Here is a 23,820-nt window from a genome sequence, read left to right as displayed (position 1 = left end):
ATCTAGAACCCGGCAAGGCGCCGCGCAGCCGTGCGCGAACCCACCAGCCACGCCACCAGCAGCGAAGCGGCCAGGGCGGAGCATTGCAATAAGTCGATGAATTCGGACATGGCGCCTCCTGTTTTCGATGAGCGTAGCAACATTCGCGCTTGATCAGCGCGCGCCTTGCAGACGACAACTACATTGATATTTATCAAACTGACAGCCCGATACCCGGGCTATTGTCGGTGCCATCTTTGATTTGAAACAGAAACTCTGCTGCCAAGAATCGACCATACCAGACGCAACGCCAGTTCTCGCCAGGCTCTTCATTTCCCAGCCGATAACGCTCGCCAAGTGCGGTAACACCCAGCGTTCCCCCTCTCTTGCCTGCACGGGCGGGGGAAACTTTTGCTAACGATTTTGCAGCTTTTTTAATGAACGTTAAAAAGGAATTTCGTATGAGCACGTATTCTGATATTTGCATCATCGGCGCCGGCATAGGCGGCCTGACTTGCGCCAATCGGCTGATCGACGGCGCCGCCGGCAGGAAGCTGCGCATCCGGGTCTTCGACCTGAACGCCACCGTCGGCGGCCGCATCCAGTCGCGGAAAATAGATGGCGAGGAAATCGCCGAACTGGGCGCCGCCCGCTACTCGCCGCAGCTGCATCCGCATTTCCAGCAACTCATGCAGGGTAGCGGATTGCCGCATGCGGTCTACCCGTTCACCGAAGTCATCTCCCACGATAGCGTGCTGGAAGAGCTGAAGGCAACACTGGATGACCTGAGCCCGATGCTGAAAGAGCATCCGAATGACTCCTTCCTCGCGTTCGTCAGCCATTACCTGGGCGCCGCCAAGGCCACCCACATCATCAAGGCGACCGGCTATGACGCATTGCTGCTGCCGATGGTGTCGGCGGCCATGGCCTACGACATCATCAAGAAGCACCCGGAAACGCAGCATTTTACGGAAAACGCCGCCAACCAGTGGCGCTATGCGACCGACGGCTATCACGCGTTGCTGTGCCAGTTGCAGCACCAGGCCCAGGCCGCCGGAGTGGAATTCCGGCTCGACCATCGTCTGCTGTCCGTTGAAAAATCCGGCGCCGACCATGTGCTCGCCTTCAGCCACCATGGCGACACGCAGATGCACCGCACACGCCATCTGGTGATGGCCATCCCGCCGTCCGCCATGCCGCGCCTGAACCTGGATTTCCCGCACGCCTGGAGTCCGTTCCGGTACGACTCGCTGCCCCTGTTCAAGGGCTTCCTGACGTTCGACACGGCCTGGTGGGACGCGCTCGGGCTGACCGACAAGGTGCTGATGGCGGCAAATCCCCTGCGCAAGATCTACTTCAAGAGCGACAAATATGTGCTGTTCTATACCGACAGCAAAAGCGCCGCCTACTGGCGGGACAGCCTCGAGCTCGGTGAAGACGTGTACCTGGAGCGTGTCCGCAGCCACCTGGAAGAAGTGCTGCCGCTCGACGGTCAGCCGCTGCCACAGATCAAGGCGCACTTTCACAAGTTCTGGCCCCATGGCGTCGAGTTTTGCGTGGAGCCGGAAGCCGAGCACCCGGCCGTCCTGCTGCACCGGGACGGCATCATTTCCTGTTCGGATGCGTATACCGCGCATTGCGGCTGGATGGAAGGCAGCCTGATCAGTGCCCAGCAAGCCAGCGGCCTGTTGCTGCAACGGCTAGATCAGCTGGAAGACGTCGCCGCCGCCAACGATACCTTCATCACTACCTCGACCGAGCGCGCATGAGCCTACTTGACTTCCCCCGCCTGCATTTTCGGGGTTTTGCCCGCGCCAATGTGCCGACCGGGAATCGCAATACGCATGGCAACATCGATATCGCCACGAATGCGGTATCGATGGCGGGCGAAGCTGTCGACCTGAGCCGGCCGCCGGCTGAATTCCATGCGCACCTGAAACAGCTTGCCCCCCGTTTCAATGCGGAGGGCAAGCCCGATCCGGACGGCATCTTCAGCCAGGCGGCGGGCTATAACTTTTGCGGCAACAATCATTTCTCGTGGGAGAACGCGAGGATCACGGGCGTCCAGCTGCGCGATGGCGAGGTCGATACGCAAGACGCGCTGGTGGGCGCCAAGCTGGCGCTGTGGGGCCACTACAACGAGTATCTGCGTACGACGTTCAACCGCGCCAGGTGGATCGACAACAACCCGGCCCAGCCGGACACCACGCTGATCTACGCCGGCCAGTTCACCTTGAGCGACAAACTGGCCACGCCAAACACGCCCACCTTGTTCACCGCCGACATCGCGCAGGCGCATTCGGTGCGCTGGCTCGGCAGCGGCCATATCACGGAACGCAGCGGGCATTTCCTGGATGATGAATTCGGCCGCTCCAGGCTGTTCCAGTTTTCCGTGGCAAAGGGGGACCCGCATTTCCTGTTCAATGCGGACCTGCCGCTGCCGGCCAGCATGCATGCCTTGCAGCAAGCCCTGGCCGACGACGAGGTGCTGGGACTGACGGTGCAGTATTGCCTGTTCAATATGTCCACGCCGCAAAAACCCGACTCGCCCGTTTTCTACGATCTGGCTGGCAGCATCGGCCTGTGGCGGCGCGACGAGCTGGCCACCTATCCGGCCGGCCGCCTGCTGCAGCCGCGCCAGGGCAGCCTGGGGCCGGTGCTGGTAAAAGTACATGCGGACCGCGTCTCGTTCAACATGCCGACCGCCATTCCGTTCACCACGCGCGGCACGGGCGCCGTCTCGGAACAGCATCCGACGCATGCCCTGGGCGGCAAGCAGGCGCTGGGCGAGCTGTTGCTGCATGACGGCGCCGGCACCTTGCTGGCCCGGATTCCCGAGCAGCTGTACCGCGACTATTGGCGCCATCATGGCGTCTTCGATGTGCCGCTGCAACATGCCGCCGCCTCGGGTGCGCTCAGCCTGGGCAGCGCACAGGCGCAGTGGGAAGAAGCCGACTGGGTGCTGCAATCGGACAGCAACCAGCTGTACCTGGAAGCGCCGAACCGGAAAAAGCACGAGCAATTTCCGCAGACGATCACCGTACAAAGCCGCTTCCGCGGCGCGCTGGCGGCGCCTGCGTCCCTGTCAGCGCAGGCCGAGGACGGTGCGCTGCTGGCCGTGGAGCAGCAGCCGTCGCCGCTCGGGCATGGCTATACGGCGCTGACCCTGACGGGCCGCCAGCCGGGCGCGACCAGGATCGTGCTGGGGACCGGCAACGACAAACAGTACCTCGGCGTGCGCGTGCTGCCCGACGACTGGGACCTCGACGACGTACCGGCCGAACAGGTCGACTACGCCTTCCTCTACCGGCATGTGATGAGCTACTACGAGCTCGTGTACCCCTTCATGTCGGACAAGGTCTTCAGCCTGGCGGACCAGTGCAAGTGCGAAACGTATTCGCGCCTGATGTGGCAGATGTGCGATCCGCAGAACCGCGACAAGAGCTATTACATGCCCAGCACCCGCGAACTGTCGCTGCCGAAGTCGCGCCTGTTCCTCAAATACCTGACCCAGGTCGAGGCAAAGGCCAAGGCGGCGCTGCCGCAACCGGCGGCACAGCATGCCATCGGCTGCAAGGCGGAGCTGATCGACGAGCTGAAGAAGGCCATCGACCTGGAATTGTCGCTGATGCTGCAATACCTGTATGCCGCGTATTCGATTCCCAATTACGCGCAGGGGGCGGCGCTGGTGCGGGCCGGCCGCTGGCTGCCGGCCGAGCTGGAACTGGCCTGCGGCGGCGAAGACCGGCGCCGCAACAGCGGTACGCGCGGCGCGCTGCTGGAAATCGCCCATGAAGAAATGATTCACTACTTATTAGTCAACAACGTGTTGATGGCGCTTGGCGAACCGTTTTATAGCGGCACCCCGGTGCTGGGCCAGCAGGCGCGCCAGCGTTTCGGCCTGGACACGGAATTTGCTTTCGAGCCATTTTCCGAACACGTGCTGGCCCGCTTCGTGCGTTTCGAATGGCCCGACTATATTCCCACGCCGGGCAAATCCATCGCGACCTTCTATACGGCGATCCGCCAGGCCCTGGCCGCTTTGCCCGGCCTGTTCGAGAACGGCGGCGGCAAGCGCGGCGGCGAACACCACCTGTTCCTGAAAGAGCTGACCAACCGCGCCTATCCCGGCTACCAGCTGGAGGTGTCCGACCGCGACAGCGCGCTGTTCGCCATCGACTTCGTCACCGAGCAGGGAGAAGGCGTGGCTGTCGATTCGCCGCATTTCGCCTCGTCCCATTTCCACCGCCTGCGTGCCGTCGCCGGCAAGTTTTCAGCCTGCGCCAAGCCGTTCGAACCGGCCCTGCCGGCGCTGAAGAATCCCGTGCTGGAAGCGCGCGCGGACTGCAGCGTGGTGACCGACCCGAAGGCGCGCGCGCTGATGCGGTTGTATCAGGGGTGCTACGAACTGACCTTCCTGCTGATGGCGCACCATTTCGCGCAGCAGCCGCTGGGCAGCCTGCGCCGCTCGCGCCTGATGAACGCCTCGATCGACATCATGACCGGCCTGTTGCGTCCCCTGTCGGCGGCCCTGATGAACATGCCATCCGGCGTGCCCGGCCGCCACGCGGGACCGCCCGTGCCCGAGCCGGTCGGCAGCCGGGTCAGCAGCGACTACAGCCTGGGCTGCGACATGCTGGCGCAGAAATGCCTGGCGCTGGCGCAGTACGCGCGCAGCCTTGAGAGCGATGTCATCGGCATGGCACCGATAGACATGTTGGAGTTTTTCAATCAGCAACTTACCGATTTATCTCGGGGAAAGATGTCAAGAGAGGCCTGAAATGCATAAAATCATTATCGTCGGCGGAGGCCTGGCAGGTAGCCTCAGCGCCATTTATCTGGCGCAACGGGGACACGATGTCCACGTTGTCGAAAAACGCGGCGATCCGCTGCTGGAGAATGCCGCAAACGCCGACCCGGTCAACTCGCGCGCCATCGGCGTGAGCATGACGGTACGCGGTATCAAGGCCGTCCTGGGAGCCGGCATCAATAAACAGGAGCTGGACCGGTGCGGCGAACCCATCGTCGGCATGGCGTTCAGCGTGGGCGGCCGGCACCGGATACGCGAGCTGACCCCGCTCGAAGGCCTGTTTCCCCTGTCGCTGGACCGCACGGCCTTCCAGCGCCTGCTGAACCGGCATGCCGTCAAGCACGAGGTGAAGTATTACTTTGAGCATAAATGCCTGGATGTCGACCTGGAAAGAAAGAGCGTACTGATCCAGGCCCCGGACGGCGCCGTGCAGCAGCTGGATGGCGACCTGATCATTGGCGCAGACGGCGCCCACTCCGCAGTACGGCGTGCCATGCAAAGCGGCGTGCGCCGCTTCGAATTCAGGCAGAGTTACTTCCGCCATGGCTACAAAACCTTGGTGTTGCCGAACGCGGCGGACTTGGGTTTCAGGAAGGATTTGCTGTACTTCTTCGGCATGGATTCCAAGGGGCTGTTTGCCGGCCGCGCGGCCACCATTCCGGACGGCAGCATCAGCTTCGCCCTGTGCCTGCCCTACACCGGCACACCGAGCCTGGGCACGCTGAACCGCGAAGCCATGGCCGACTTCTTCAGCCGCTACTTCGGCAGCCTGCCGCCGGAGCACCGCAAGGAGATGCTGGAGCAGTTCATGACGCTGCCCAGTAACGACCTCATCAATGTCCGCTCCAGCACCTTCCACTACAAGGCCAATATCCTGCTGATCGGCGATGCGGCGCATGCCACCGCCCCCTTCCTCGGACAAGGCATGAACATGGCGCTGGAAGACGTCCACGTCTTCGTTTCCCTGCTGGAAAAGCATGGCAATGCCCTGGGCCCCGCCCTGTCCGAGTTCACGCAGCAGCGCAAGGTGCAGGCCGACGCCATGCAGGACATGGCGATCGCCAACTATGAAGCGCTGAGCAATCCGAATCTGATTTTCTTCCTGCAGACGCGCTACACGCGCTACATGCACAAGAAATTCCCCCGTGTTTATCCGCCAGACATGGCGGAGAAACTGTACTTCACATCGGTTCCCTACGATGAACTGCAGCAAATCCAGAAGAAACAAAACGTTTGGTACAAACTTGGAAGGGTAAATTAATGAACATTCTCGTTATCGGCGCAGGACCCGCAGGACTGATCTTTGCCAGTCAGATGAAACAAGCCCAACCGGGCTGGGATATCAGCATTACGGAAAAAAATACCCCGGAAGAAGTGCTGGGCTGGGGCGTGGTGCTGCCGGGCCGGCCGCCGCGCCATCCTGCCAATCCGCTCTCCTACCTGGAGCAGCCGGAACGGCTCAATCCGCAGTTCCTGGAAGAATTCAAGCTCGTGCATCACGACCAGCCCAACCTGATGAGCACCGGTGTGACCCTGTGCGGCGTGGGACGCCAGGCCCTGGTGCAGGCCTTGCGCGCCAAGTGCGTGGCGGCCGGCATCGCCATCCGCTATGAAACGCCGCCGGCGGACAAGGCGCAGCTGGAAGCCGAGTACGACCTGGTGGTGGTGTCGAATGGCGTCAACTACAAATCGCTGGACTTGCCGCCCGCGCTGGCGCCGCACATCGATTTCGGCCGCAACAAATACATCTGGTACGGCACCACCCAGCTGTTCGACCAGATGAACCTGGTGTTCCGCAGCAATGACCAAGGGATTTTCATCGGCCATGCATATAAATACTCGGACACGATGAGCACCTTTATCGTCGAATGCAGCGAAGAGACCTACGCCAAGGCGGGGCTGGAGGCGCTGTCCGAACGCGACGCCGCCGCGTATATCGCCCAAACCTTCAAGGCCGAACTCGGTGAGCACGGGTTGCAGAGCCAACCGGGCCAGGGCTGGCGCAACTTCATGACTCTCAGCCGCGACCGGGCCTGCGACGGCAAGTTCGTGCTGCTCGGCGATGCGCTGCAATCGGGGCATTTTTCCATCGGCCATGGCACCACCATGGCGGTGGTGGCAGCCCTGCTGCTGGTCAAGATCCTCCATACCGAAGCCGGCACGGCGGCCGCCCTGGACAGCTTCAACGCCCGCGCCGTGCCCCTGATGCAATTGTTCAAGGACCACGCCAACAGCAGCCGCCTGTGGTTTGAAAGCGTGGGCGAACGTATCGGACTGAGCAATGAAGAGCTGACCGCCAGCTTCGACGCGCGCCGCAAGGACTTGCCGTCGCTGCAGGAAGCGCTGATGGCCAGCCTCGGCTACGCGTTGGGCCGCTAGGGAGCTGCCATGCCGACACACCTCGCCCCGCCGCTGCTGCCGCTGCAATGGAGCAGCGCCTATATTTCCTACTGGACACCGATGCAGGAGGACGATCAGGTCACGTCCGGCTATTGCTGGTTCGACTATGCGCGCAACATCTGCCGCATCGATGGCCTGTTCAATCCCTGGTCGGAAAAGGAACATGGGCACCTGCTGTGGATGTCGGAAATCGGCGATGCCAGGCGCGAACAAAGCCGCAAGCAGAAAGTGGCCTACGCAAGGCAGGCGCAGGCAACTGGCGAGCAGCTGCAGGGCACGGCGCTGGCCGACGAGGTCACGCCGTTCCATGACTTGTTCCTGCCGCAAGCCGTGCTGCTGGACGGCGGCGCGCGTCACGACGGCCGCCACACCGTGCTGGGCCAGGAGGCGGACGCCTGGGTAGTCGAGCGTGCGGGCAAGCCGCCATCGGTCTTTTACCTGGAGGCCGGCGGCAACCGCCTGCTGCGCATGGTCACCGGCAATGATCCGCAGCACCTTTCGGTACGCGACTTCCCCAACCTGCTAGTCGGCGACATTCCGGATAGCGTCTTTACGTCTTGCAACACCTGACCAGGATGTGGCGCGCGCCCGAGCCCCATGCGGCCCGGGCGCGCGCCCGCCTGGCGAGTGTTTTAGTTATTAATCTCGAAGGATATTGCTATGCCGCTGGTTGTTTACATTCTGGGGTTGACGATCTTTTCGTTAACCACATCCGAATTCATGGTGGCGGGCATGATGCCGTCGCTGGCCCTGGCCATGGACGAACCGGTGACACGGATCGGCTACCTGATCTCGCTCTATGCCATGGGCATGGTCATCGGCGGGCCGCTGAGCACCATTGCCTTGCTCAAACTGCGCGTGCCGAACAAGAAGGGACTGCTGTGGCTGCTGGGCTTTTATATCCTTGCCCAATCCGTCGCCGCGTCGGCCACCAGCTATGACATCCTGGCCATCGCGCGGGTAGTCACGGGCGTGGCGGCCGCCACCTGCTTTGGACTGTCCCTGGCGATCTGCGCAGAAATCGTCGCTCCCGACGCGCGCGGACGCGCCGCCGCCGTCGTGATCGGCGGCCTCATGCTCGCTTCGGTGGTCGGCGTGCCGGTCGCCACGCTCATCGACCAGCACCTGGGATGGCGCGCCAGCTTCTGGCTGGTGGTACTGCTGGCGCTCTTGTGCCTGGCACTGATCACCGTGCTGGTGCCGCGCGCCAAGCCGTCCGAAATCGTCAGCCTCGGCAAGGAACTGGGGGAGTTTCGCAACCGCCATCTGTGGGCAGCGTATGCCAGCAGCGGCCTCATCATCGGCGCAATTTTCGCGGCGTTCAGCTACTTTGCGGCCATCCTGACGGAAATTACCGGCTTTCCAGCGTCTTCGATCCCCTGGCTGCTGGGCGTCTACGGCATCGCGAACGTGGTGGGCAATGGCGTGGTCGGCCGCTATGCGGACCGCTACACCACGCCCATCATGGTCTGGGGCATGGCCATCCTGAGCATCAGTCTGGCACTGTTCGCGGTCTTTGCGCACGACAAGGCCATCAGCGTCGCCTTGCTGGTCGTCACAGGCCTCGTGGGCATGTCGATGAATCCCGCCATCATCGCCCGCGTGATGAAAACCGCCCATCCCGGGCCCCTGGTCAACACCGTCCATACCTCCGTCATCAACATCGGCCTTGGCGCCGGCTCATGGCTCGGCGGCCTCGGCATTGCCGCCGGCTACGGCTTGCGCTCCCCACTGTGGGTCGGCGTCGCGCTGGCAGTGCTTGGATTAATCAGCTTGCTGCCTTACCTCGGGCACAGGTCGCGCGATTCGGTGCTGTCGCATTAACGGTATGCGTGCGGACCGTGGCGCCGAACGTCCCGGCCGCTGCCAGCAAGGCGTGGGTTGCGGCAACGGCGTCGATGGCGCCCTGCTCCGGCTCGTGGACAGCCTGTTCCGGCGTTTGCCGCAACTGTGGTGCTAGCCAGGCAAATCAGGTCCCCGTCACGCCGGACGCGATGCCGCCTGCCTCGACCACGGTGACTTGTGGCCCTTGCTGGTCCGGTGGTAGGCGAGCGACGCGCCGACGATGCCAATGCGTCCTGCGCGCTTTGGGTCCTCATGATTCATATCTGTCAACGTTGCTTATCTATTACCTGGCAGAGTCTACCCCAGCCGAGCGCAACTGCAGCGCATAGGCATGGCCATCGACAACCTTGCCTTCCACGATGGCGATATCGGACACGGCCACTCCCTGCACGAAACCGCAGCGCTCCAGCACGCGGATCGACGCCGCATTACCGTCGATGGCGTAGGCGCACAGGCTGGCCAGCTGCCATTCGTTTTGCGCCAGATCAATCAGATGGCGCAGCGCGGCCGTGGCCAGGCCCTTGCCAGCCTGTAATTCCCCGATGCGGTAGCCGACTTCGGCTACGCCTTGCTGTTGGTCAATGTCCTTGAGGTTGGCGCGCCCGATCAATTGTCCGTGTTCATCGACGATGATGCAGGGGTGCATGCGGCCCTGTGCGTGCTGGTCCAGGAATTGCGCGACGTGGGCATGAATGCCGTCGAGGCTGTAAAAATCATCGGCGCGCCGGTCGATATGGTGCTCGAACCAGGCCCGGTTGGCTTGCTCGAAGGCCAGCAAGGGCGCGGCGTCATCGGGGCGCAGGGTGCGAATGGTGTGTGTGCTCATGGAGACTCCTGGAAAGGCATGAGTCTAGTGACGCGCCGCCCGGCCCGTCAATCTTGATTCCACCAATCAATATAAAGTGACAGCCGCTACAATGGCCGCCATGAACAACGATCTGTCCGCTGCCGAGGCCGCGCGCCTCTTGAACGTCAGCCTGCCCACCCTGTATTCCTATGTGAGCCGGGGCTTGCTGGCCTCCGTCAGCAACGGTGCATCGCGCCGCAAGCGCTATCCGCAGGAAGACGTGCTGCGCCTGGCGGCCCGCAAGAACGACGCCAAGCGCGGCGGCCAGACGGCCGTGGCCGCCATGCACTGGGGCTTGCCCGTGCTGGAGACGCGCATTTCCCACATTCTCGATGGACGATTGCTGTACCGGGGCTGCGATGCGACGGCATTGGCCGAGTCCGCGACACTGGAAGCGACTGCCGGCCTGCTGTGGGACGATAACCTTAGCGACTATTTTCAGCAGGACGCCCCGGCCCTGCCGCCAGGACTGGCCAGCGCGCCGGACGCGCCGCCGCTGGCGCGCGCCATGCTCGCCCTGGCCATGCTGGCGTCCACGTCCGCGAATCTGCCTGCAAGCATGCTGTCATCCGGTCCCGCCCAGATGCGCATCCTGGCCGCCGCCCTGCTCCGGACGCCGCCGTCCGCCCTGCCGCTGCACCTGCAGCTGGCCTGGGCGTGGCATGCCGATGCGCAGCAAACGGAATTGCTGCGCGCGGCCCTCGTGCTGCTGGCCGACCACGAATTGAATGCCTCGACCTTTGCCGTACGCTGCGTCGCTTCGACGGGCGCCAGCCTGCCCGCCGCGCTGATGGCCGGGTTGGGTGCCTTGTCCGGAGACAAGCACGGCGGCGGCAGCGCGGCGGCCAGGCGCATGTTGACGCAGGCGCTGGCCGCACCGGACGCCAGGGCCGCCATCGGCCAGTATTACAAGACCATCGCACCGGAATTTGCCGGCTTTGGCCATCCGCTGTATCCAGATGGCGACCCGCGTGCCGCGTATCTGCTGGGAAGCTTGTCGGCGCTGTCGCCCGGGTACCCCCATCTGGCCGCCATTCTGTCCGTCTGCGCCACGGCGAGCAAACGGCTCAATGCCCGCCCGAATGCCGACCTGGCGCTGGCCGCCATGGAACTGGCGTTCGGCTGGCCCGAAGGCGCGGGCATGAGCGTATTTGCGCTGGCCCGCTCGGCCGGCTGGATCGCGCATGCCGCCGAGCAAGCCGCCAGCGCGGCACTGATACGGCCCCGCGCCCGCTACGTGGGGCGCCACCAGCGCGACTGAAAATAGTCGCTTGATTTATTACGCATACGTAGTAGTATACTTCGCATGCGTACCAATACCTCCCCCCAGCCAGACCTTCCCGATGCCGCCGCCTGCCCGCTGGGCGAGCGTTCGCCGCGCCTGTTCAATCTGCTCAACCTGGCGCGCCAGAACCTGTTCCGCTCGGCTGATGCCGTTTTCACCAGCGAACTGGGCTTTTCCGGCACGCAAGTGGTCGCCCTGTTTGCCCTGAAGGGCGAAGAAGGCTGCCAATTGAAGGATCTGGGGCGGGCATTGCAGCTGAAAAACTCGGCCGTAACGGGCCTGGTGGCGCGCATGGAAGAAAACGGCCTGATCGTGCGCGGCCAGTCGGCGCTCGACGCACGTGCCGGCACCCTGCACATGTCGGCCAAGGGCGGCGAGGTACTGGCGCATGCCCTGCCCCTGCTCGACAGCCTGAACGAACAACTGAAAGCCGGTTTCAGCGAGGAAGAGCTGGCCGTCGTCGCCCGCTTCCTGCTGCACGCCTCGCGCCTGCGTTTTGCGCAGGACGTCTGATTCATCCCCCCATCACCACCACAGGAGTTACCCATGCACCCCAACGACATGACCGGCTTGCAACTGATGCAAGCATTCGCGCAAGGCCTGTTCCCCCGGCCCGGCATTTCCAAGACCATGCCCATGGATGCGCACACGATCGAGCACGGCCGCGTGATCTTCACGGCCACGGCGAATGAAAACCACACGAATCCCATGGGCGGCGTGCACGGCGGTTTCGCCGCCACCGTGCTCGACACGGTCACGGGCTGCGCCACGCACACGGTCTTGCCGGCCGGCGAAAGCTACGGCACGACGGACCTGAACATCAAGATGTGCCGCCCCCTGCCCTTCAACGTGACGGTCTTTGCGGAAGGCAAGGTCATCAATGCAGGCCGCAACCTGGTCATTTCGGAAGGCACGATCCGCGATGAAGCCGGTAAAGTGTACGCGCACGCGACGGCCACCTGCATGATCATCCGGCCGCGGGAGCAAGCGGCCGCGTGATATGGCCCGGTACCTGGCGCAGTTGCAGGGCCGGCTGTCCGCCAGCGCGCTGGCGCTGATCGCGGAAGCGGGCGGCCAGCCCATGGGCCGCAAGCTGGGCTATGGCACCGACGATGGCTCCTTGTATAGCTGACTGGGCGGTGTGCTGCCCGCGCACCGCAAGACAGGCCTGACGCAGCGCCCGCTGGAACGCCAGGAAGCCGGGGCCGGTGCACAAGGCTTTGCGGCCGTCACCGTGAAATCGATGAACCGCTACCCGGCCATGCGGCGCTTGCTGGTCCGCAAAGGGTATCGGATACGCGCAGTGGAGCACTTTGGAGACCCGACCCGGGAGCGCATACACTTCATCAAGCCCTTGCCTTCGAACGGCTCACGCAGCCACTGGTTTGGTTCTTCCTTGTCATGGGAGTAACAACACCATACACTGAGACATATATCGCTAGCACCGCATACGTCCATCTACCTTTGTAAAGTCGAATGAATATGGCAGTTTTCTTACCTGAACTGAAAGATGCATGTTTCAAGAGCGAAGGTGAATACAAGCTGTTCAATACGCTGGCTGCGCTAGACGACGAATTTACTGTCGTCCATTCCTGCCCCTGGCTGAGGCCGAGTGTAAATCGCATTTTCTCACAAACAAAGCACCGCTATATAAACCTTTTCCGGAACAATAAAAAAAACTTAACAGGGGAAACAGATTTCGTTATTACGCATCCCAAGTACGGGATACTCTGCATCGAGGTCAAGACCGGCGATTACCACCCACTCGGAGCCCGTTTCGTACATGCGAAGGATCGTCACATCATTGATCCGCTGGATCAGGTCAAGAACAATGCGTTCACAACCATTGATTTACTTGAACAAAAGCAGATTTCCTGCCCGGTCGGTTATGCAGTTTATATCTGCAACAGTCAGCTCGACACTCCGGATTTCGCTTCAGCATATTTCCCTATCGGTGAGACCCAACTACAGGAAGGCATCATTCTTCTGCCCAAGCACGAGCAACGCATCCAGGAACGTATTCTCGAATTATTTGAATTTTGGCGCACGGCATTGTCTCCTGCCAAACAGGATTTTGCAGATGTGATAGAGCGATTCATCGCTACCGTTTGGCCGAAGGAAATCATCGATAACGAATTAGCCCGCAAGATTTCCTTCGACAACGAAGTCTGGCTAAAACTCGATCAGAATCAGCATCATATCGTAAAGAGATGCCTAAAGAACAATTCCTGGATAACCGCCGGCTTTGCAGGGACAGGTAAGACCGTCATCGCATATGCCGTCGCGACGGCATATGCGGCTGCTGGAAAGCGTGTTGCTTTCCTGTTCAAGAATAAGAAAATCGCTTCCCATATTGCAGAACAAGTTAACACCGCGCCGAATGGTGACAGAATCATGGTATCGACATTTCATGCTTATTGCGATAAGTATTCCCGGGATGACCTGACGGAACGGCACGCATTTGACGACTATCACAAATACTTGATGTCGAGCGTCGATACAATTTATGACTGTTTGATCGTTGATGAGGCTCAAGGGTTGAGCGAAACCGACCACGCTGCGCTCGTGCGTCACTTTCAACATGCAAAGAAATATATCTTTGCGGATCGCTACCAAGTATTTTCGCCTATGGAAAAAGGCGTAGACTACAGCTACTTGGAAGCGACGTATGGCGTCGAGGCTTATTATTTGCATGCCGTGTACCGGAATCCCTGGTCGGTAACCGAAAAAATCCTGGAAATATTGCCGGTGAATCATGAAATCATCAATCAGCGCACCGACAGGAATATGGCGCTCAACCAGTATTTCGTCAAAAACGTCGAAGTAAGCCTCAAAAACCAAATTAAGAACCTGAAAAGCGCGGGGGCGAAGGCGCAAGATATCGTCGTCTTATCACAATTCAGTGTCGACTTCATAATCCCCGGCGTCGAAGTCACGACAATTGCAGCCTTCCGTGGCATGGAGGCTCCCATCGTGATTATCCTCGGCGATGTCGACATGGATGGAAACACCCTCGCCTGTGCACTTGGTCGATGCACGACACGTGCTATTGTCCTGTGGCACCAAGCCCAGTGTTTTACCGATCCTGCGCATATCCGGCTCGATTATTTGAAGGACGAGCTTGAGCATTGCCGGCCCAAACTCATCGAAAAAGATTTCAACGAGCGCGAGCCCGTCTATATCGCGAACATCATTAAGAAATATGCCGACAAGAGTCAGTCCTATGATGTTGCGGGATGTACTTTTTCGTTTTCAGAAGCTTGGCGAGGATGGTTGACGGATACGCAGAGCTGGCCAAACTCAGAAGCACAACTTTGGGGCATTTTGCTCAAAATTCTGACGAACACGCGTTTCTATAGTATTGAGCAGGCGCAGAATCGCTTGGCATATGCAGTCAGGCCCAAGTACTGCAACGCATGCGCGCGTATGACACCACATCCGTTCCTTCAATCCTGTACTCCCTGTTCCTCGGTAGCGTTGAACGCGGATGCCATCCGTCAGGCTTACGACCTACTCGAGGGCAAGGAGGTTACCCTTTCCGCCCCTTTGACCTCAATTCGGAATGTCGCAGCAAAGATTGCTGGCACGAACCAGTTGTTCGACCCTCGCGCGAGCGTTGAAAACAATGGGCGTGAGCTTGAACTACTCCTAGGTTCGATCCTCGTGATATTCAATGGTCGACGTGAGGGCAGCGAGATCACACGGCAGAGTATTGCTGGCTGGATCGAGGAATGCATCGTGCCTCAGGATTTCGGTACGTCTATCGACGATATTGTTGGGCGCGTCATCACCAGCTTGTGCGCGCGGAAGATATTCAAGAAGATCGCGGACAAGACGTATGCGCTCACCAGTTGAGTCTTGCGCCGGCCAGCTACAGCTGCTGGGTGCTCAAGTCTCTGGCTGCGATTGAAGGCCAGCAATGTCGTTGACTGGATATAGTTCTTTGAGTGTGATTAACAGTATGTGAAGCGGGCAACCGACTACTTCAAAGGGAGCCTCTATACGTATTCATGCCATCCGCTGAAGGCCTGCCGCGAGGTGTTGTCGCTCGCCTCATCCCGCCGCCTTCTTCCCCTTCAACAAACTCCCCGCCGCATTTTCCTCGAAGCGGCCCGCCTCTTCTATATAGCCATGCACGGTGCCGTCGTGGCGCCAGCCGCCCTGGCGCTTGATGGCCTGGAAATCGGCGCCGGCCCGGTGGGCGCTGGTGGCCATGCCGCGGCGCAGGCTGTGGCTCGATAGTTCCGGCACGTAATCGAGCCCGGCCAGCCGGGCGCAGCCTTCCAATATCGTGTTGATGCTGCTCGCGTGTAATCCCTTTCCTCCCACATTGCCCCACTGGTTGACGGTGCGCAAGAGTGGGCCACCGGCGATGCCCGCCACGCCCAGCCAGGCGCGCAGGGCCGTGGCCGGGCAGCAGACGCCGTCGCCGAACGGGATCGCCTTGACGATGCCCTCCCCCAGTTGATCCGTTTTCGAGCGGGGCAAGGTGATCACCATGCCCTGCGGCTCCCAGCGGATGTCTTCCAGCCTCAATCCCACCAGTTCGCTGCGGCGGAAAGCGCCAAAAAAGCCCAGCTGCAGCAAGGCGCTGTCGCGCAAGGCCTTGTTGGTGCCCAGGGCGGCCAGCCTGGCGACGATCAGTTCCAGATCTTCCAGCGGCAGCGCCCTCGCCTTCTTTTTCGGTTTGCCGTGCAGGCGGGCGATGCCGGCCAGGGTCTTGCGCACGGTGGGCGTGGACGCGGGGTCGGCAAAGCCCTGGTACACATGCCATTGCGACAGGGCCGTCAGGCGCAGGGCCAGGGTGCGCGCGTTGAGGCTGTCCGCATACGCCATCAGGTAGCGGATGACGGCGGACTCGTCGGCAGGCAGCGCCCCGCCCCAGGCCTGGAAGTGGCGGATGGCGGAACGGTAGGTGCGGCGCGTGTTGTCGGACGTGGCGGCAGCGAGAAACGCCTGGTGGCGCGCGGCCAGCTCGGCATCGACCAGGGCGCCGCGTAACGGCACAGGAGCCAAGGCGGCGTTTTTTGGCACGGCGATACGGCGTTTCGGGAGGGGCAAATCGGGCATGGCGGCGGCGAAATCGGGGTTTTGTACTGGGAGACACACAGAATAGCACGCCAAGCACCCCCATAACACGCGATAAGCAATATTATCGTGCTTTATATTTTTCAAAAACGATGAAAATTTATATCGTAATATTATGCGATATTACGTATCATGTAATACGTTACTAAATTTCGCTCATAGGTGATTTCATGGCCCGCACCGGCATTCTGTACTCTGATGTTATGAAAGCAGCCCAAATCGTCGCTGCCGATGGACGCAACCCCACGGTCGACAATGTGCGCGAAGCGCTTGGCAGCACGGGCAGCAAGAGCACCATCGCACCCTTGCTCAAGCGCTGGAAGGAAGAGTTTCAGGGCGCGGGTGCCGTGAAAACGGAGTCAGGCTTGCCGGCCGAACTGATGGAAGCGATGCGCGGCGTCTATGAAAAGCAGCAGCGCGACGTGGCGCAGCAACTGGAAACGGGCATGCAGCAGAACCGCGCCGAACTGGACGCGGCACTGGAAAAACTCAAGAAGACGGAAAGTGAACGTTTGAAACTGACGGAGGCGCGCGCCGCCCTCACCCAGGAATTGCGCGCCACCCAGCATGCGCTGGCGCAACTGAAGGAAGAACACCATTTCCGCGCCGTCACCCTGGCCACCCTGCACAGCGATAACGCGGGCCTGACGCAGCGCCTGGCCGACCGCGGCGAGGAAATCGCCGCCCTGAACCGCCAGCTGGCGCAGGTGCGTTCGCAGTTCGACCATTACCAGGAAGCGGCCGCGACCCAGCGCAGCGAGGAACGGGCGCAGGCGCAGCAACGGATCAGCCGTCTGGAGCAGGATAACGCGCAGTTGCAGCAACGCCTGCAAGGCCAGCAGGCGACCCTGGTGCAGCAGGACATGCGTTTGGCGCAACTGCAGGCCGAACACACGCGCCTGGCTGATGAAGCGGCCGCCGACCGCGAGGCGCTGGCCACCGTGCGTCCCGAGCGCGACCAGTTTGAATTTCAATATTTGCAGGCGGCCGCCTCGGCCGACGCCCTGCTGGCCAAGCTGGACACGGCCTTGCTGGCGCTGAACGACGCCAAGGTGGCGCTGGCTGCACAGGACAGACAGCTCGACATGCTGGCGGAAAATAGCCAGGCAGCGCAGCAGCGCGCCGAAGCGCTGACGCTGGAACGCGATACCTTGCTGCGCGACAATGCCGGCATGGCGGCAAGGCTGGCCCTGCTCATGGATAGCCAGGAGAAAGGCGCTGTTTGAGCTTGTCTACATGGTATGGGATCTCTATGACGGTCGCGGGACGGGCCTGGCCAGCGCTCAAGGCTTGCCCCAGTATTTCGCCTGCCAGATGACGGCCGACGGGGACGAGTACGCACAGCATTTCACCTTAACGCCAATCAACGCGACGCTGCTGGCGCTGGCAACTGAGCAATGAGACATCTTCCGCCGCCGGGAGCTGCAATTTCAAACGGGCACCAGTCGCACTGGACAGCCTTCGCGGACACCGTGGTATCGACGTCCGCCAGGATGCGCTCGAGGACGCCATCCAGGCTGCCCTGGTGCCGCTGCTGCGGCAAAGCCGCGCTGCGCGCCACTTTTTACATCTTTTCCTGGATGCCGCCGAGACCAAGCCGTGCCGGCAGTATCAAGCAGGCCGGCGGCGCGCCAGCACCAGGCCGAGCGCCGTATCGGGAAACTTGCGCCATCGCCTGGGCAGCGTGGCACGCACGCGATTCTCGACCGCTGCCAACTGCTCGGCGTCGTCCGCTTTCAGAGTGGACGCCAATAGTTGCTCTTGCGTATGTCTCTCAATGCGATTCGCCCGTGCCTTGGCGGCGGGAATCGCCTTGCGCGAGGATTTACTGTTTTCGCCATAAGTATTGCGGCGGTCTTTGGCGTAACTGAGGTGTTTCTTTTCTTGTGGCGTTTTCATGGGCTACAAACGGCGGTTCAGCACGCTGTCGATATCGTGGGTTTTCAGCTCGGCCTGGACCGCGCCATCCTGCAGCCAATAACCTTCGCTTCCCCGTTGCAGCGCGTCCATGTCGAGCGCGCCCAAGGTTGGCGCGATGGCGCCGGCAAGCAAGGCCGCCACATCGCCCCATGCCGCATACAACAGTTTCAGGTACCAGCCGTCGTCGTGCGCAAAGGCGAGAAAGCGGCTGCGCAAGGCGGCAGGCGGCGTGAGCGCGCCACGATGGTCAAGCATCGTGGCCACGTCCGCATCGCCGGGGGCCGGCGGCGCGCCCTGCCAATCGGCCCAGGCGTGGCTGCCCCAGGCATGGATATCTTCATGCGCCAGCGCTGGCAATTGCTGCCGCGCCAGGGTCTGGTAGCCGGCAGGTTTCCTGGGCGTCCCGGCGCTGCCCTTGCGCAGCACGATGCCGTCCGCGTCCAGGAGCGCGGGGATGACATCGTTGAATTCGATGCCGGAGGCGACCAGCATGCGCGCGGCCGGGTCGTGCCAGATATACAGATAATGTCTCAAGTGTTCGTTCGCTTTGGTTTTGGCGCCGTATTTGCGGCCACGGCAGCGCGTATCAGCGCCTTGAACGCCGCGGCATCGAGATGCTCGCCTTCGTGGATGTCGATGGCCCGGCGCGTGTTGCCGTCCAGGCTGGAATTGAACAGGCCGGCCGGATCGGGCAAGGCGGCGCCCTTGGCGAAGGTGAGTTTCACGGCCAGTTTATACGTTTCGCCTGTGCAAATCATGCCCGCATGCGACCAGACGGGCACGCCGCGCCATTTGACTTCCTCGACCACCTCCGGGTCCGCCTGGTGGATCAGCGCGCGCACGGCGGCCAGGGTCTTGCCGCGCCAGTCCGCCAGCGAGGCGATTTTCGCGTCGATCTGGCTGGCTGCCGGTTCGGTGCCTGCCGCTTCCCCGGCGGGCGGCGTACTTGTTGCGGCTTTTTTCATGGTTCACGTCTCCTTCCTGTGCGCTTCTCTTACTGCGCAGGATCGGCCATGCAGTTGGCAAGCGAAGCAATGAATTGGTCGCGCAAGGCCTGGTATTGGGCGTCCGTGGCAAAGTCGCGCGGGTCGGCCGGCTGGTTCAGCACGTAGGCGCTGGCGACCGTGCCGCTGGCGGCATGCAGCAGCGTATAGAAACTGATAATGCCCGGTGTCTTCGCGATGCTGGCGTTATTCAATCCTAGCACTTCCACGCCCTGGCGCGCGTCCGTTTCCAGCGGCACCTGATGCGGCGGCTTGCTGCTGGCCGACATCTCCTGCATTTGCGCCACGATGGTCTCGCGGTCGGCGGCAAACTGGCCTGCGGCGCTGCGCTCGATCTTCAGATTCGCGAAGGGCTGGCTGCTCTTGCGGAACAGCATCAGCCGGTAGCCATCGGCCGTCGAGACCCGGCGCTCCCCCGCCGCCATCTTGACGACGCGCGTGGTCGCGCTGGCCGGCAAGCGGTCCTGCGTTTTGAACTGGAACTCGCTGCGGTTGATGCATTGCGCCAGCGGCGCCAGAGGATCGGCCGTGCGGTCCTGGGCGTGGGTGGCCTGCGCGGCGAGCAGCACGGGGATGGCAAGCAAATGGCGGAGTTTCATGGGGTGCAATCATTTCATCGGGTCACAGTGCCGCGAGCATAACCGGCCACATTGCCAAAAGGCAAATGTTTAGTTTCCATCCTCTAAATACCCGTGGGAATAACTTCTTAATATGAAATTCACCTGGCCCGCGTAGCATTCAAATTGGCAAGGCTCTCATTGTGCAGCGCCTGCCATTTTCCGGCAGAATCATGAATGACATCGCTTTGACCTTGCACCACGGCGCCGCCGTGCCGCCCGCCACGCCACCCGCAGTGCCACTATATTCCGCCAGCGGCCACCGCCTGAAAGCGGCCCTGGGCGCCCTCTTCTTTCCCCGCCAGCGCACGCGCTGGCACGCCTTCCTCGGCAGCATGCCGGGCTTGAACTCGCTGGCGCAGCTGCATCCCTGCCTGCGCTTCAAGATTTACCGCCCATACGCGTCGCGCCGGCTCGGCTGCGCGGATCGCCTGGCCTTGCTGGAAGGGCATTACCGCTTCCTGTGGCAGGCGGGTGCGCGTGCGCTGGTCGAACGGGCCGCGCGCGAACCCGTGGTGCTGGCCGCGCTCGACGGCAAGGACGGGGCGCAATACCGTTTGCAGCTGACGGCCATCCACGACAGCTACCGCGAGGGCGAACTGTGCCTGCGCCTGACGCGCGACGGCCTGCCCCTGTACCTGGCCAGCTTTTTGTTCGTGCCGCGCGCCGATGGCGTCTCGCTGCAGCTGGGCGCGCTGCAAGGCTTGCGCTCGGAATCGGGCAAGCTGGCCGTCAAGGACGCCACACGGGCGCTGCACGGTTGTCGTCCGAAAAACCTGATGGTGACGGCCTTGCGCGATTTCGGCGATTTTTTCGCCTGCACCAACCTGTTCTTGATCAGCAATGACAACCGCATCGCCCTGAATGCGCGCCGGCGGCGCCATATCGCCGCCGATTACGACCAGGCGTGGCAGGAATTGCATGCCTTGCGCATGCGCGACGGCAATTATCACTTGCCCTGCGCTGCTTACCGCGTGCCGGATCTGGCCGGGGTGCCATCGAAGAAACGGGCCGATGCGCGCCGGCGCGGCGAATTGCTGCTCGGTATGGCCGCCGGCATGCGCGCGCAGCTGGCGGCCATGATCGCCGCACCATCTTGCCAAAACGACTATCTTGCCAGTGATGCTGTTATGCTGTATTCCCACCAATCACTTTCCTGACGGAATCGACGATGCCTCCACGCTTACGCACCCTGCTGCTGCCCCTCCTGTCCCTGTCCGGCGGTGCCGCCTTGGCCGCGCCCACCCTCGACGCGGCCATGCGGGAACGGGCGGAAACATTGGTGCGTGACGGCAAGCATGCGAGCCTGGTCATCGCCGTGATCGACGGCAAGGACAGCGCCGTGTACGGCTTCGGCCGCGTGCGGCCCGGCGACCAGGGCGTGCCCGATGCCGACACCGTGTATGAAATCGGCTCCGTGACGAAAACCATGACGGGCTTGCTGCTGGCCGACGCCGTCGTGGCGGGCAAAGCGCAACTGGATCAACCGGTGGCCGAACTGCTGCCCGCCTACGCCATCCCCGCGCTGACGGGCCAGAAAATTACCGTGGGCCAGCTGGCCACGCACTTTTCCGGCTTGCCCCGCCTGCCCGCCAACCTGGCGCCGGCGGACATGGCCAATCCTTACGCCGGCTATGGCGAGGCGCAGCTGCGCATCTTTTTGGCCGGCCATGCGCTGGCGCGCGCGCCGGGCGCCGCGTATGAATACTCGAACCTCGCGTATGGCTTGCTGGGCACGGCTCTGGCCACGCAAGCCAATATGTCTTACGAAGAACTGCTGCAAGCACGCATTTTCCGTCCGCTGGGCATGGCCAGCAGCTCGGCAGTGACGACGCCGGCCCTGCGCGCGCGCCTGGCGCCGGGCCACCTGGCCGATGGCAAGCCGGCCGCGAACTGGGATTTCCAGGCCATCGCGGGGGCCGGTGCCGTGCGTTCCAGTGCGCGCGACATGATTGCCTACATGCAATCGTACATGCGGGCGAGCAGTCCCGCGCAGCAACTGGCCGTGCAGCCGCGCCGGGTATTGGCGGGCGAAGGCGATGGCGACGGCGTGAAAAAGATCGGCCTGGCGTGGATGCTCGACCAGGTCAAGGGCCAGCCCTTTGCCTGGCATAACGGGCAGACGGGCGGCTATGCCAGCTTTGCCGGTTACACGCTGGACGGCAAGCGGGGCGTGGTGGTGCTGAGCAGCACGGCGCGCGACGTCGACGCCCTGGGCGTGGGCGTGCTGCTGCCCGGCAGCCTGCCGCCGCCGAATGCCCCGGCGCCGAAGGAAATCGCCATCGCCCCGGCCGAGCTGGCCCAATATGCGGGCCAGTATGCGCTGGCGCCCACGTTTGTCCTCAGCGTGCGCCAGGGTCCCGACGGCTTGCTGGTGGGCGCCACGGGCCAGCCCGAAGCGCCCGTGTACGCGAGCGCGAAGGACACCTTCTTTTACAAGGTGGTCGAAGCGCAACTGGTATTCCAGCGCGACGCCCAGGGCGCCATCACGGGCGTCGTTCTGCACCAGAACGGCCAGGCCATGCCGGGCAAGCGCAAACCTTAGCAAAGCGGTAAAAGTAGCATAAAACTCAGGCGCCCTTCATGTTGGCGCCGTATGCTTCCCAGGGCATGCCAGCCATCTTATCCAGTTGCCGGCGTGCATACAGCCCACCCTGGACAAGGTTCCCATGACACCCACTTTCGCCCTTCTCCCCCTTTGCCTGCTCGGCAGCGCCGCCCTGGCCGCGCCCGTCCTGGACGACGCCGTGCGCCAGCGCGCCGAGGAACTCACGCGCACGGGCATGCTCCCCAGCATCGTCATCGCCGTGATCGACGGCAAGACCAGCGCCGTCTACGGCTTTGGCAGCGTGCATGCAGGCAAGAATACCAAGCCGGGCGCCGACACCGTCTACCAGATCGGTTCCGTCACCAAGACCATGACGGCCTTGCTGCTGGCCGACGCCGTCGTCGAAGGCAAGGTCAAACTCGACGAACCGGTGGCGGCAGTATTGCCTGAGTACACCATGCCGGCCTTCGACGGCAAGCAGATCAGCCTGCTGGACCTGGCCACGCATTATTCCTCGCTGCCGCGCCTGCCCGACAATTTCGCGCCCAAGGACCCCGCCAATCCGTATGCGGACTACACGGAAGCGAAGCAGCGGCAATTTCTCGCCGCCTACCATCTGCCCCGCGCGCCGGGCACCAAATTTGACTACTCGAACATCGGCTATGCCGTGCTGGGCACGGCCCTGGCCGCACAGGCCGGTACCAGCTATGAAGCGCTGCTGCAAAAGCGCATCGCGGTACCGCTGGGCATGCGCTCGACGTCGAACACGCCCACGCATGGCATGCTGGCGCGCCTGGCGCCCGGCCGTTTGCTGTCGGGCGAGCCGACACCCGCCTGGGATTTGAACGTGGTGGCGCCGGCCGGCGGCGTATATTCGAGCGCGCGCGACATGGTTGCCTACCTGCAAGCGTACATGTTCAAGCCGCTGCGCCCGTATGCGCTGGCGCTCAAGCCGCAGCGGCAGCTGGCACCGGACAGCGAGACGAAAATCGGCCTGGCATGGCTGCTGGAGCAGCGGCAGGGTCAAAGCTACGCCTGGCACAGCGGCCAGACGGGCGGCTACACCAGCTATGCGGCGTTCACGACGGATGGCAAGCGGGGCGTGGTGGTGTTGACGAACGCGGCGCGCGATATCGACGCGCTGGGCTTGTCCGCCCTGCTGCCCGGCACGCCCTTGCCGCCGCTGAAAAAGCCGCCGGCCGCCATCGAATTGCCGCGCGCCGCGCTGGCCGAATACGTGGGCGAGTATCCATTGGACAAAGATTTCACGTTGACGGTGACCTTGGGCAAGCATGGCCTGGAAGCGGCAGGCACGGGCGTCGGCTCAGCCCCCTTGTTTGCCAGCGCGAAAGATCAATTTTTCTTCCGCGCCATCGAGGCGGACCTGGCCTTTACGCGCGATGCCGCGGGCAAGATCGCCGGCGCCGTGCTCACGCAAGGCGGGCAGGAGGTGGTGTTGCCGCGCAAGCCGTAGCGC

The 23,820-nt window shown here is 62.4% G+C and carries 24 protein-coding genes; 17 read left to right on the top strand and 7 right to left on the bottom strand.

Features of this window, described 5'->3' with window-relative positions; all coding sequences use genetic code 11:
• Window positions 1-193: 193 nt before the first annotated feature.
• Window positions 194-448 carry a hypothetical protein gene (locus tag JAB8_RS28795; protein WP_139142914.1) on the bottom strand — a complete coding sequence of 85 codons (255 nt, stop codon included), beginning with the start codon at window positions 446-448 and terminating at the stop codon, window positions 194-196.
• On the opposite strand from JAB8_RS28795, the gene JAB8_RS02740 reads away from it, so the two are divergent.
• The 7 genes from JAB8_RS02740 to JAB8_RS30110 all read left to right on the top strand — a co-directional run bounded on the left by JAB8_RS02740 (window position 441) and on the right by JAB8_RS30110 (window position 9,149).
• Window positions 441-1,748, top strand: coding sequence for an FAD-dependent oxidoreductase (locus tag JAB8_RS02740; protein ID WP_070288375.1), 1,308 nt, complete (start codon window positions 441-443; stop codon window positions 1,746-1,748). The genes JAB8_RS28795 and JAB8_RS02740 overlap by 8 nt on opposite strands.
• Window positions 1,745-4,759: an iminophenyl-pyruvate dimer synthase VioB gene (gene vioB, locus JAB8_RS02735; protein ID WP_070288374.1), complete on the top strand. Its 3,015-nt coding sequence runs from the start codon at window positions 1,745-1,747 to the stop codon at window positions 4,757-4,759. Before JAB8_RS02740 ends, vioB begins: the two co-directional genes overlap by 4 nt.
• Before the next feature lies 1 nt (window position 4,760).
• On the top strand, window positions 4,761-6,050 hold the full coding sequence (locus JAB8_RS02730) for an NAD(P)/FAD-dependent oxidoreductase (protein ID WP_070288373.1): 1,290 nt from the start codon (window positions 4,761-4,763) through the stop codon (window positions 6,048-6,050).
• Window positions 6,050-7,168 carry a tryptophan hydroxylase gene (locus JAB8_RS02725; RefSeq protein WP_070288372.1) on the top strand — a complete coding sequence of 373 codons (1,119 nt, stop codon included), beginning with the start codon at window positions 6,050-6,052 and terminating at the stop codon, window positions 7,166-7,168. Before JAB8_RS02730 ends, JAB8_RS02725 begins: the two co-directional genes overlap by 1 nt.
• A gap of 9 nt (window positions 7,169-7,177) precedes the next feature.
• Complete coding sequence (vioE, locus tag JAB8_RS02720; RefSeq protein WP_070288371.1) at window positions 7,178-7,759, top strand: violacein biosynthesis enzyme VioE; 582 nt, start codon at window positions 7,178-7,180, stop codon at window positions 7,757-7,759.
• 90 nt (window positions 7,760-7,849) lie between these two features.
• Window positions 7,850-9,013: an MFS transporter gene (locus JAB8_RS02715; protein WP_070288370.1), complete on the top strand. Its 1,164-nt coding sequence runs from the start codon at window positions 7,850-7,852 to the stop codon at window positions 9,011-9,013.
• Between the two features lie 4 nt (window positions 9,014-9,017).
• Window positions 9,018-9,149: a hypothetical protein gene (locus tag JAB8_RS30110; RefSeq protein ID WP_275528094.1), complete on the top strand. Its 132-nt coding sequence runs from the start codon at window positions 9,018-9,020 to the stop codon at window positions 9,147-9,149.
• A 168-nt stretch (window positions 9,150-9,317) separates the two neighbouring features.
• Here the strand turns inward: JAB8_RS30110 and JAB8_RS02710 are convergent, their stop codons facing one another.
• Window positions 9,318-9,860, bottom strand: coding sequence for a GNAT family N-acetyltransferase (locus JAB8_RS02710; protein ID WP_070288369.1), 543 nt, complete (start codon window positions 9,858-9,860; stop codon window positions 9,318-9,320).
• Window positions 9,861-9,960: 100 nt separating this feature from the next.
• On the opposite strand from JAB8_RS02710, the gene JAB8_RS02705 reads away from it, so the two are divergent.
• The 5 genes from JAB8_RS02705 to JAB8_RS02690 all read left to right on the top strand — a co-directional run bounded on the left by JAB8_RS02705 (window position 9,961) and on the right by JAB8_RS02690 (window position 15,021).
• Window positions 9,961-11,142, top strand: coding sequence for a citrate synthase family protein (locus JAB8_RS02705; protein WP_083287563.1), 1,182 nt, complete (start codon window positions 9,961-9,963; stop codon window positions 11,140-11,142).
• A 45-nt stretch (window positions 11,143-11,187) separates the two neighbouring features.
• Window positions 11,188-11,679, top strand: a complete 492-nt coding sequence (locus tag JAB8_RS02700; RefSeq protein WP_083287543.1) for a MarR family winged helix-turn-helix transcriptional regulator — start codon at window positions 11,188-11,190, stop codon at window positions 11,677-11,679.
• 33 nt (window positions 11,680-11,712) lie between these two features.
• Window positions 11,713-12,165, top strand: a complete 453-nt coding sequence (locus JAB8_RS02695) for a PaaI family thioesterase (protein ID WP_070288367.1) — start codon at window positions 11,713-11,715, stop codon at window positions 12,163-12,165.
• A gap of 1 nt (window position 12,166) precedes the next feature.
• The gene (locus JAB8_RS30105; protein ID WP_275528093.1) at window positions 12,167-12,298 is read left to right on the top strand and encodes a hypothetical protein; all 132 of its coding nucleotides are present in this window, start codon (window positions 12,167-12,169) and stop codon (window positions 12,296-12,298) included.
• Window positions 12,299-12,648: 350 nt separating this feature from the next.
• Complete coding sequence (locus JAB8_RS02690; RefSeq protein WP_070288366.1) at window positions 12,649-15,021, top strand: NERD domain-containing protein/DEAD/DEAH box helicase; 2,373 nt, start codon at window positions 12,649-12,651, stop codon at window positions 15,019-15,021.
• A gap of 198 nt (window positions 15,022-15,219) precedes the next feature.
• Here JAB8_RS02690 and JAB8_RS02685 read toward each other — a convergent pair whose 3' ends face one another.
• On the bottom strand, window positions 15,220-16,275 hold the full coding sequence (locus tag JAB8_RS02685) for a site-specific integrase (protein WP_254679425.1): 1,056 nt from the start codon (window positions 16,273-16,275) through the stop codon (window positions 15,220-15,222).
• A gap of 182 nt (window positions 16,276-16,457) precedes the next feature.
• Here JAB8_RS02685 and JAB8_RS02680 point away from each other — a divergent pair, with 182 nt between their 5' ends.
• Together JAB8_RS02680 and JAB8_RS29375 are read left to right on the top strand one after the other, a co-directional pair.
• Window positions 16,458-17,480 carry a DNA-binding protein gene (locus tag JAB8_RS02680; protein WP_254679424.1) on the top strand — a complete coding sequence of 341 codons (1,023 nt, stop codon included), beginning with the start codon at window positions 16,458-16,460 and terminating at the stop codon, window positions 17,478-17,480.
• Window positions 17,481-17,490: 10 nt separating this feature from the next.
• Window positions 17,491-17,655, top strand: a complete 165-nt coding sequence (locus JAB8_RS29375; protein ID WP_175445147.1) for a hypothetical protein — start codon at window positions 17,491-17,493, stop codon at window positions 17,653-17,655.
• Between the two features lie 210 nt (window positions 17,656-17,865).
• On the opposite strand, the gene JAB8_RS02675 is transcribed toward JAB8_RS29375, so the two are convergent.
• The 4 genes from JAB8_RS02675 to JAB8_RS02660 are packed head-to-tail and all read right to left on the bottom strand — an operon-like array spanning window position 17,866 to window position 19,777.
• Window positions 17,866-18,153 carry a hypothetical protein gene (locus tag JAB8_RS02675; RefSeq protein ID WP_070288364.1) on the bottom strand — a complete coding sequence of 96 codons (288 nt, stop codon included), beginning with the start codon at window positions 18,151-18,153 and terminating at the stop codon, window positions 17,866-17,868.
• Window positions 18,154-18,156: 3 nt separating this feature from the next.
• Window positions 18,157-18,708 carry a hypothetical protein gene (locus tag JAB8_RS02670; protein WP_070288363.1) on the bottom strand — a complete coding sequence of 184 codons (552 nt, stop codon included), beginning with the start codon at window positions 18,706-18,708 and terminating at the stop codon, window positions 18,157-18,159.
• Window positions 18,705-19,139 (bottom strand): DUF1801 domain-containing protein, encoded by a 435-nt coding sequence (locus tag JAB8_RS02665; protein WP_070288362.1) that lies wholly within the window; start codon window positions 19,137-19,139, stop codon window positions 18,705-18,707. The genes JAB8_RS02670 and JAB8_RS02665 overlap by 4 nt, the downstream gene beginning before the upstream one ends.
• A 29-nt stretch (window positions 19,140-19,168) precedes the next feature.
• Window positions 19,169-19,777 carry a hypothetical protein gene (locus JAB8_RS02660; RefSeq protein WP_070288361.1) on the bottom strand — a complete coding sequence of 203 codons (609 nt, stop codon included), beginning with the start codon at window positions 19,775-19,777 and terminating at the stop codon, window positions 19,169-19,171.
• Between the two features lie 191 nt (window positions 19,778-19,968).
• Between JAB8_RS02660 and JAB8_RS02655 the strand changes: the two genes are divergently transcribed.
• The 3 genes from JAB8_RS02655 to JAB8_RS02645 all read left to right on the top strand — a co-directional run bounded on the left by JAB8_RS02655 (window position 19,969) and on the right by JAB8_RS02645 (window position 23,817).
• The gene (locus JAB8_RS02655; protein WP_139142913.1) at window positions 19,969-20,955 is read left to right on the top strand and encodes a DUF535 family protein; all 987 of its coding nucleotides are present in this window, start codon (window positions 19,969-19,971) and stop codon (window positions 20,953-20,955) included.
• An 11-nt stretch (window positions 20,956-20,966) separates the two neighbouring features.
• Entirely contained in the window at window positions 20,967-22,340 is a 1,374-nt protein-coding gene (locus JAB8_RS02650; RefSeq protein ID WP_070288359.1) for a serine hydrolase, read from the top strand.
• A gap of 124 nt (window positions 22,341-22,464) precedes the next feature.
• Window positions 22,465-23,817, top strand: a complete 1,353-nt coding sequence (locus JAB8_RS02645; protein WP_070288358.1) for a serine hydrolase domain-containing protein — start codon at window positions 22,465-22,467, stop codon at window positions 23,815-23,817.
• Window positions 23,818-23,820: the final 3 nt, after the last annotated feature.

Source organism: Janthinobacterium sp. HH106 (assembly GCF_001758725.1).
In the GTDB taxonomy this organism is placed as follows: domain Bacteria; phylum Pseudomonadota; class Gammaproteobacteria; order Burkholderiales; family Burkholderiaceae_D; genus Janthinobacterium.
Note: the sequence above shows the minus strand (reverse complement) of the source record. Positions and strands in the feature narration are given on the sequence as shown.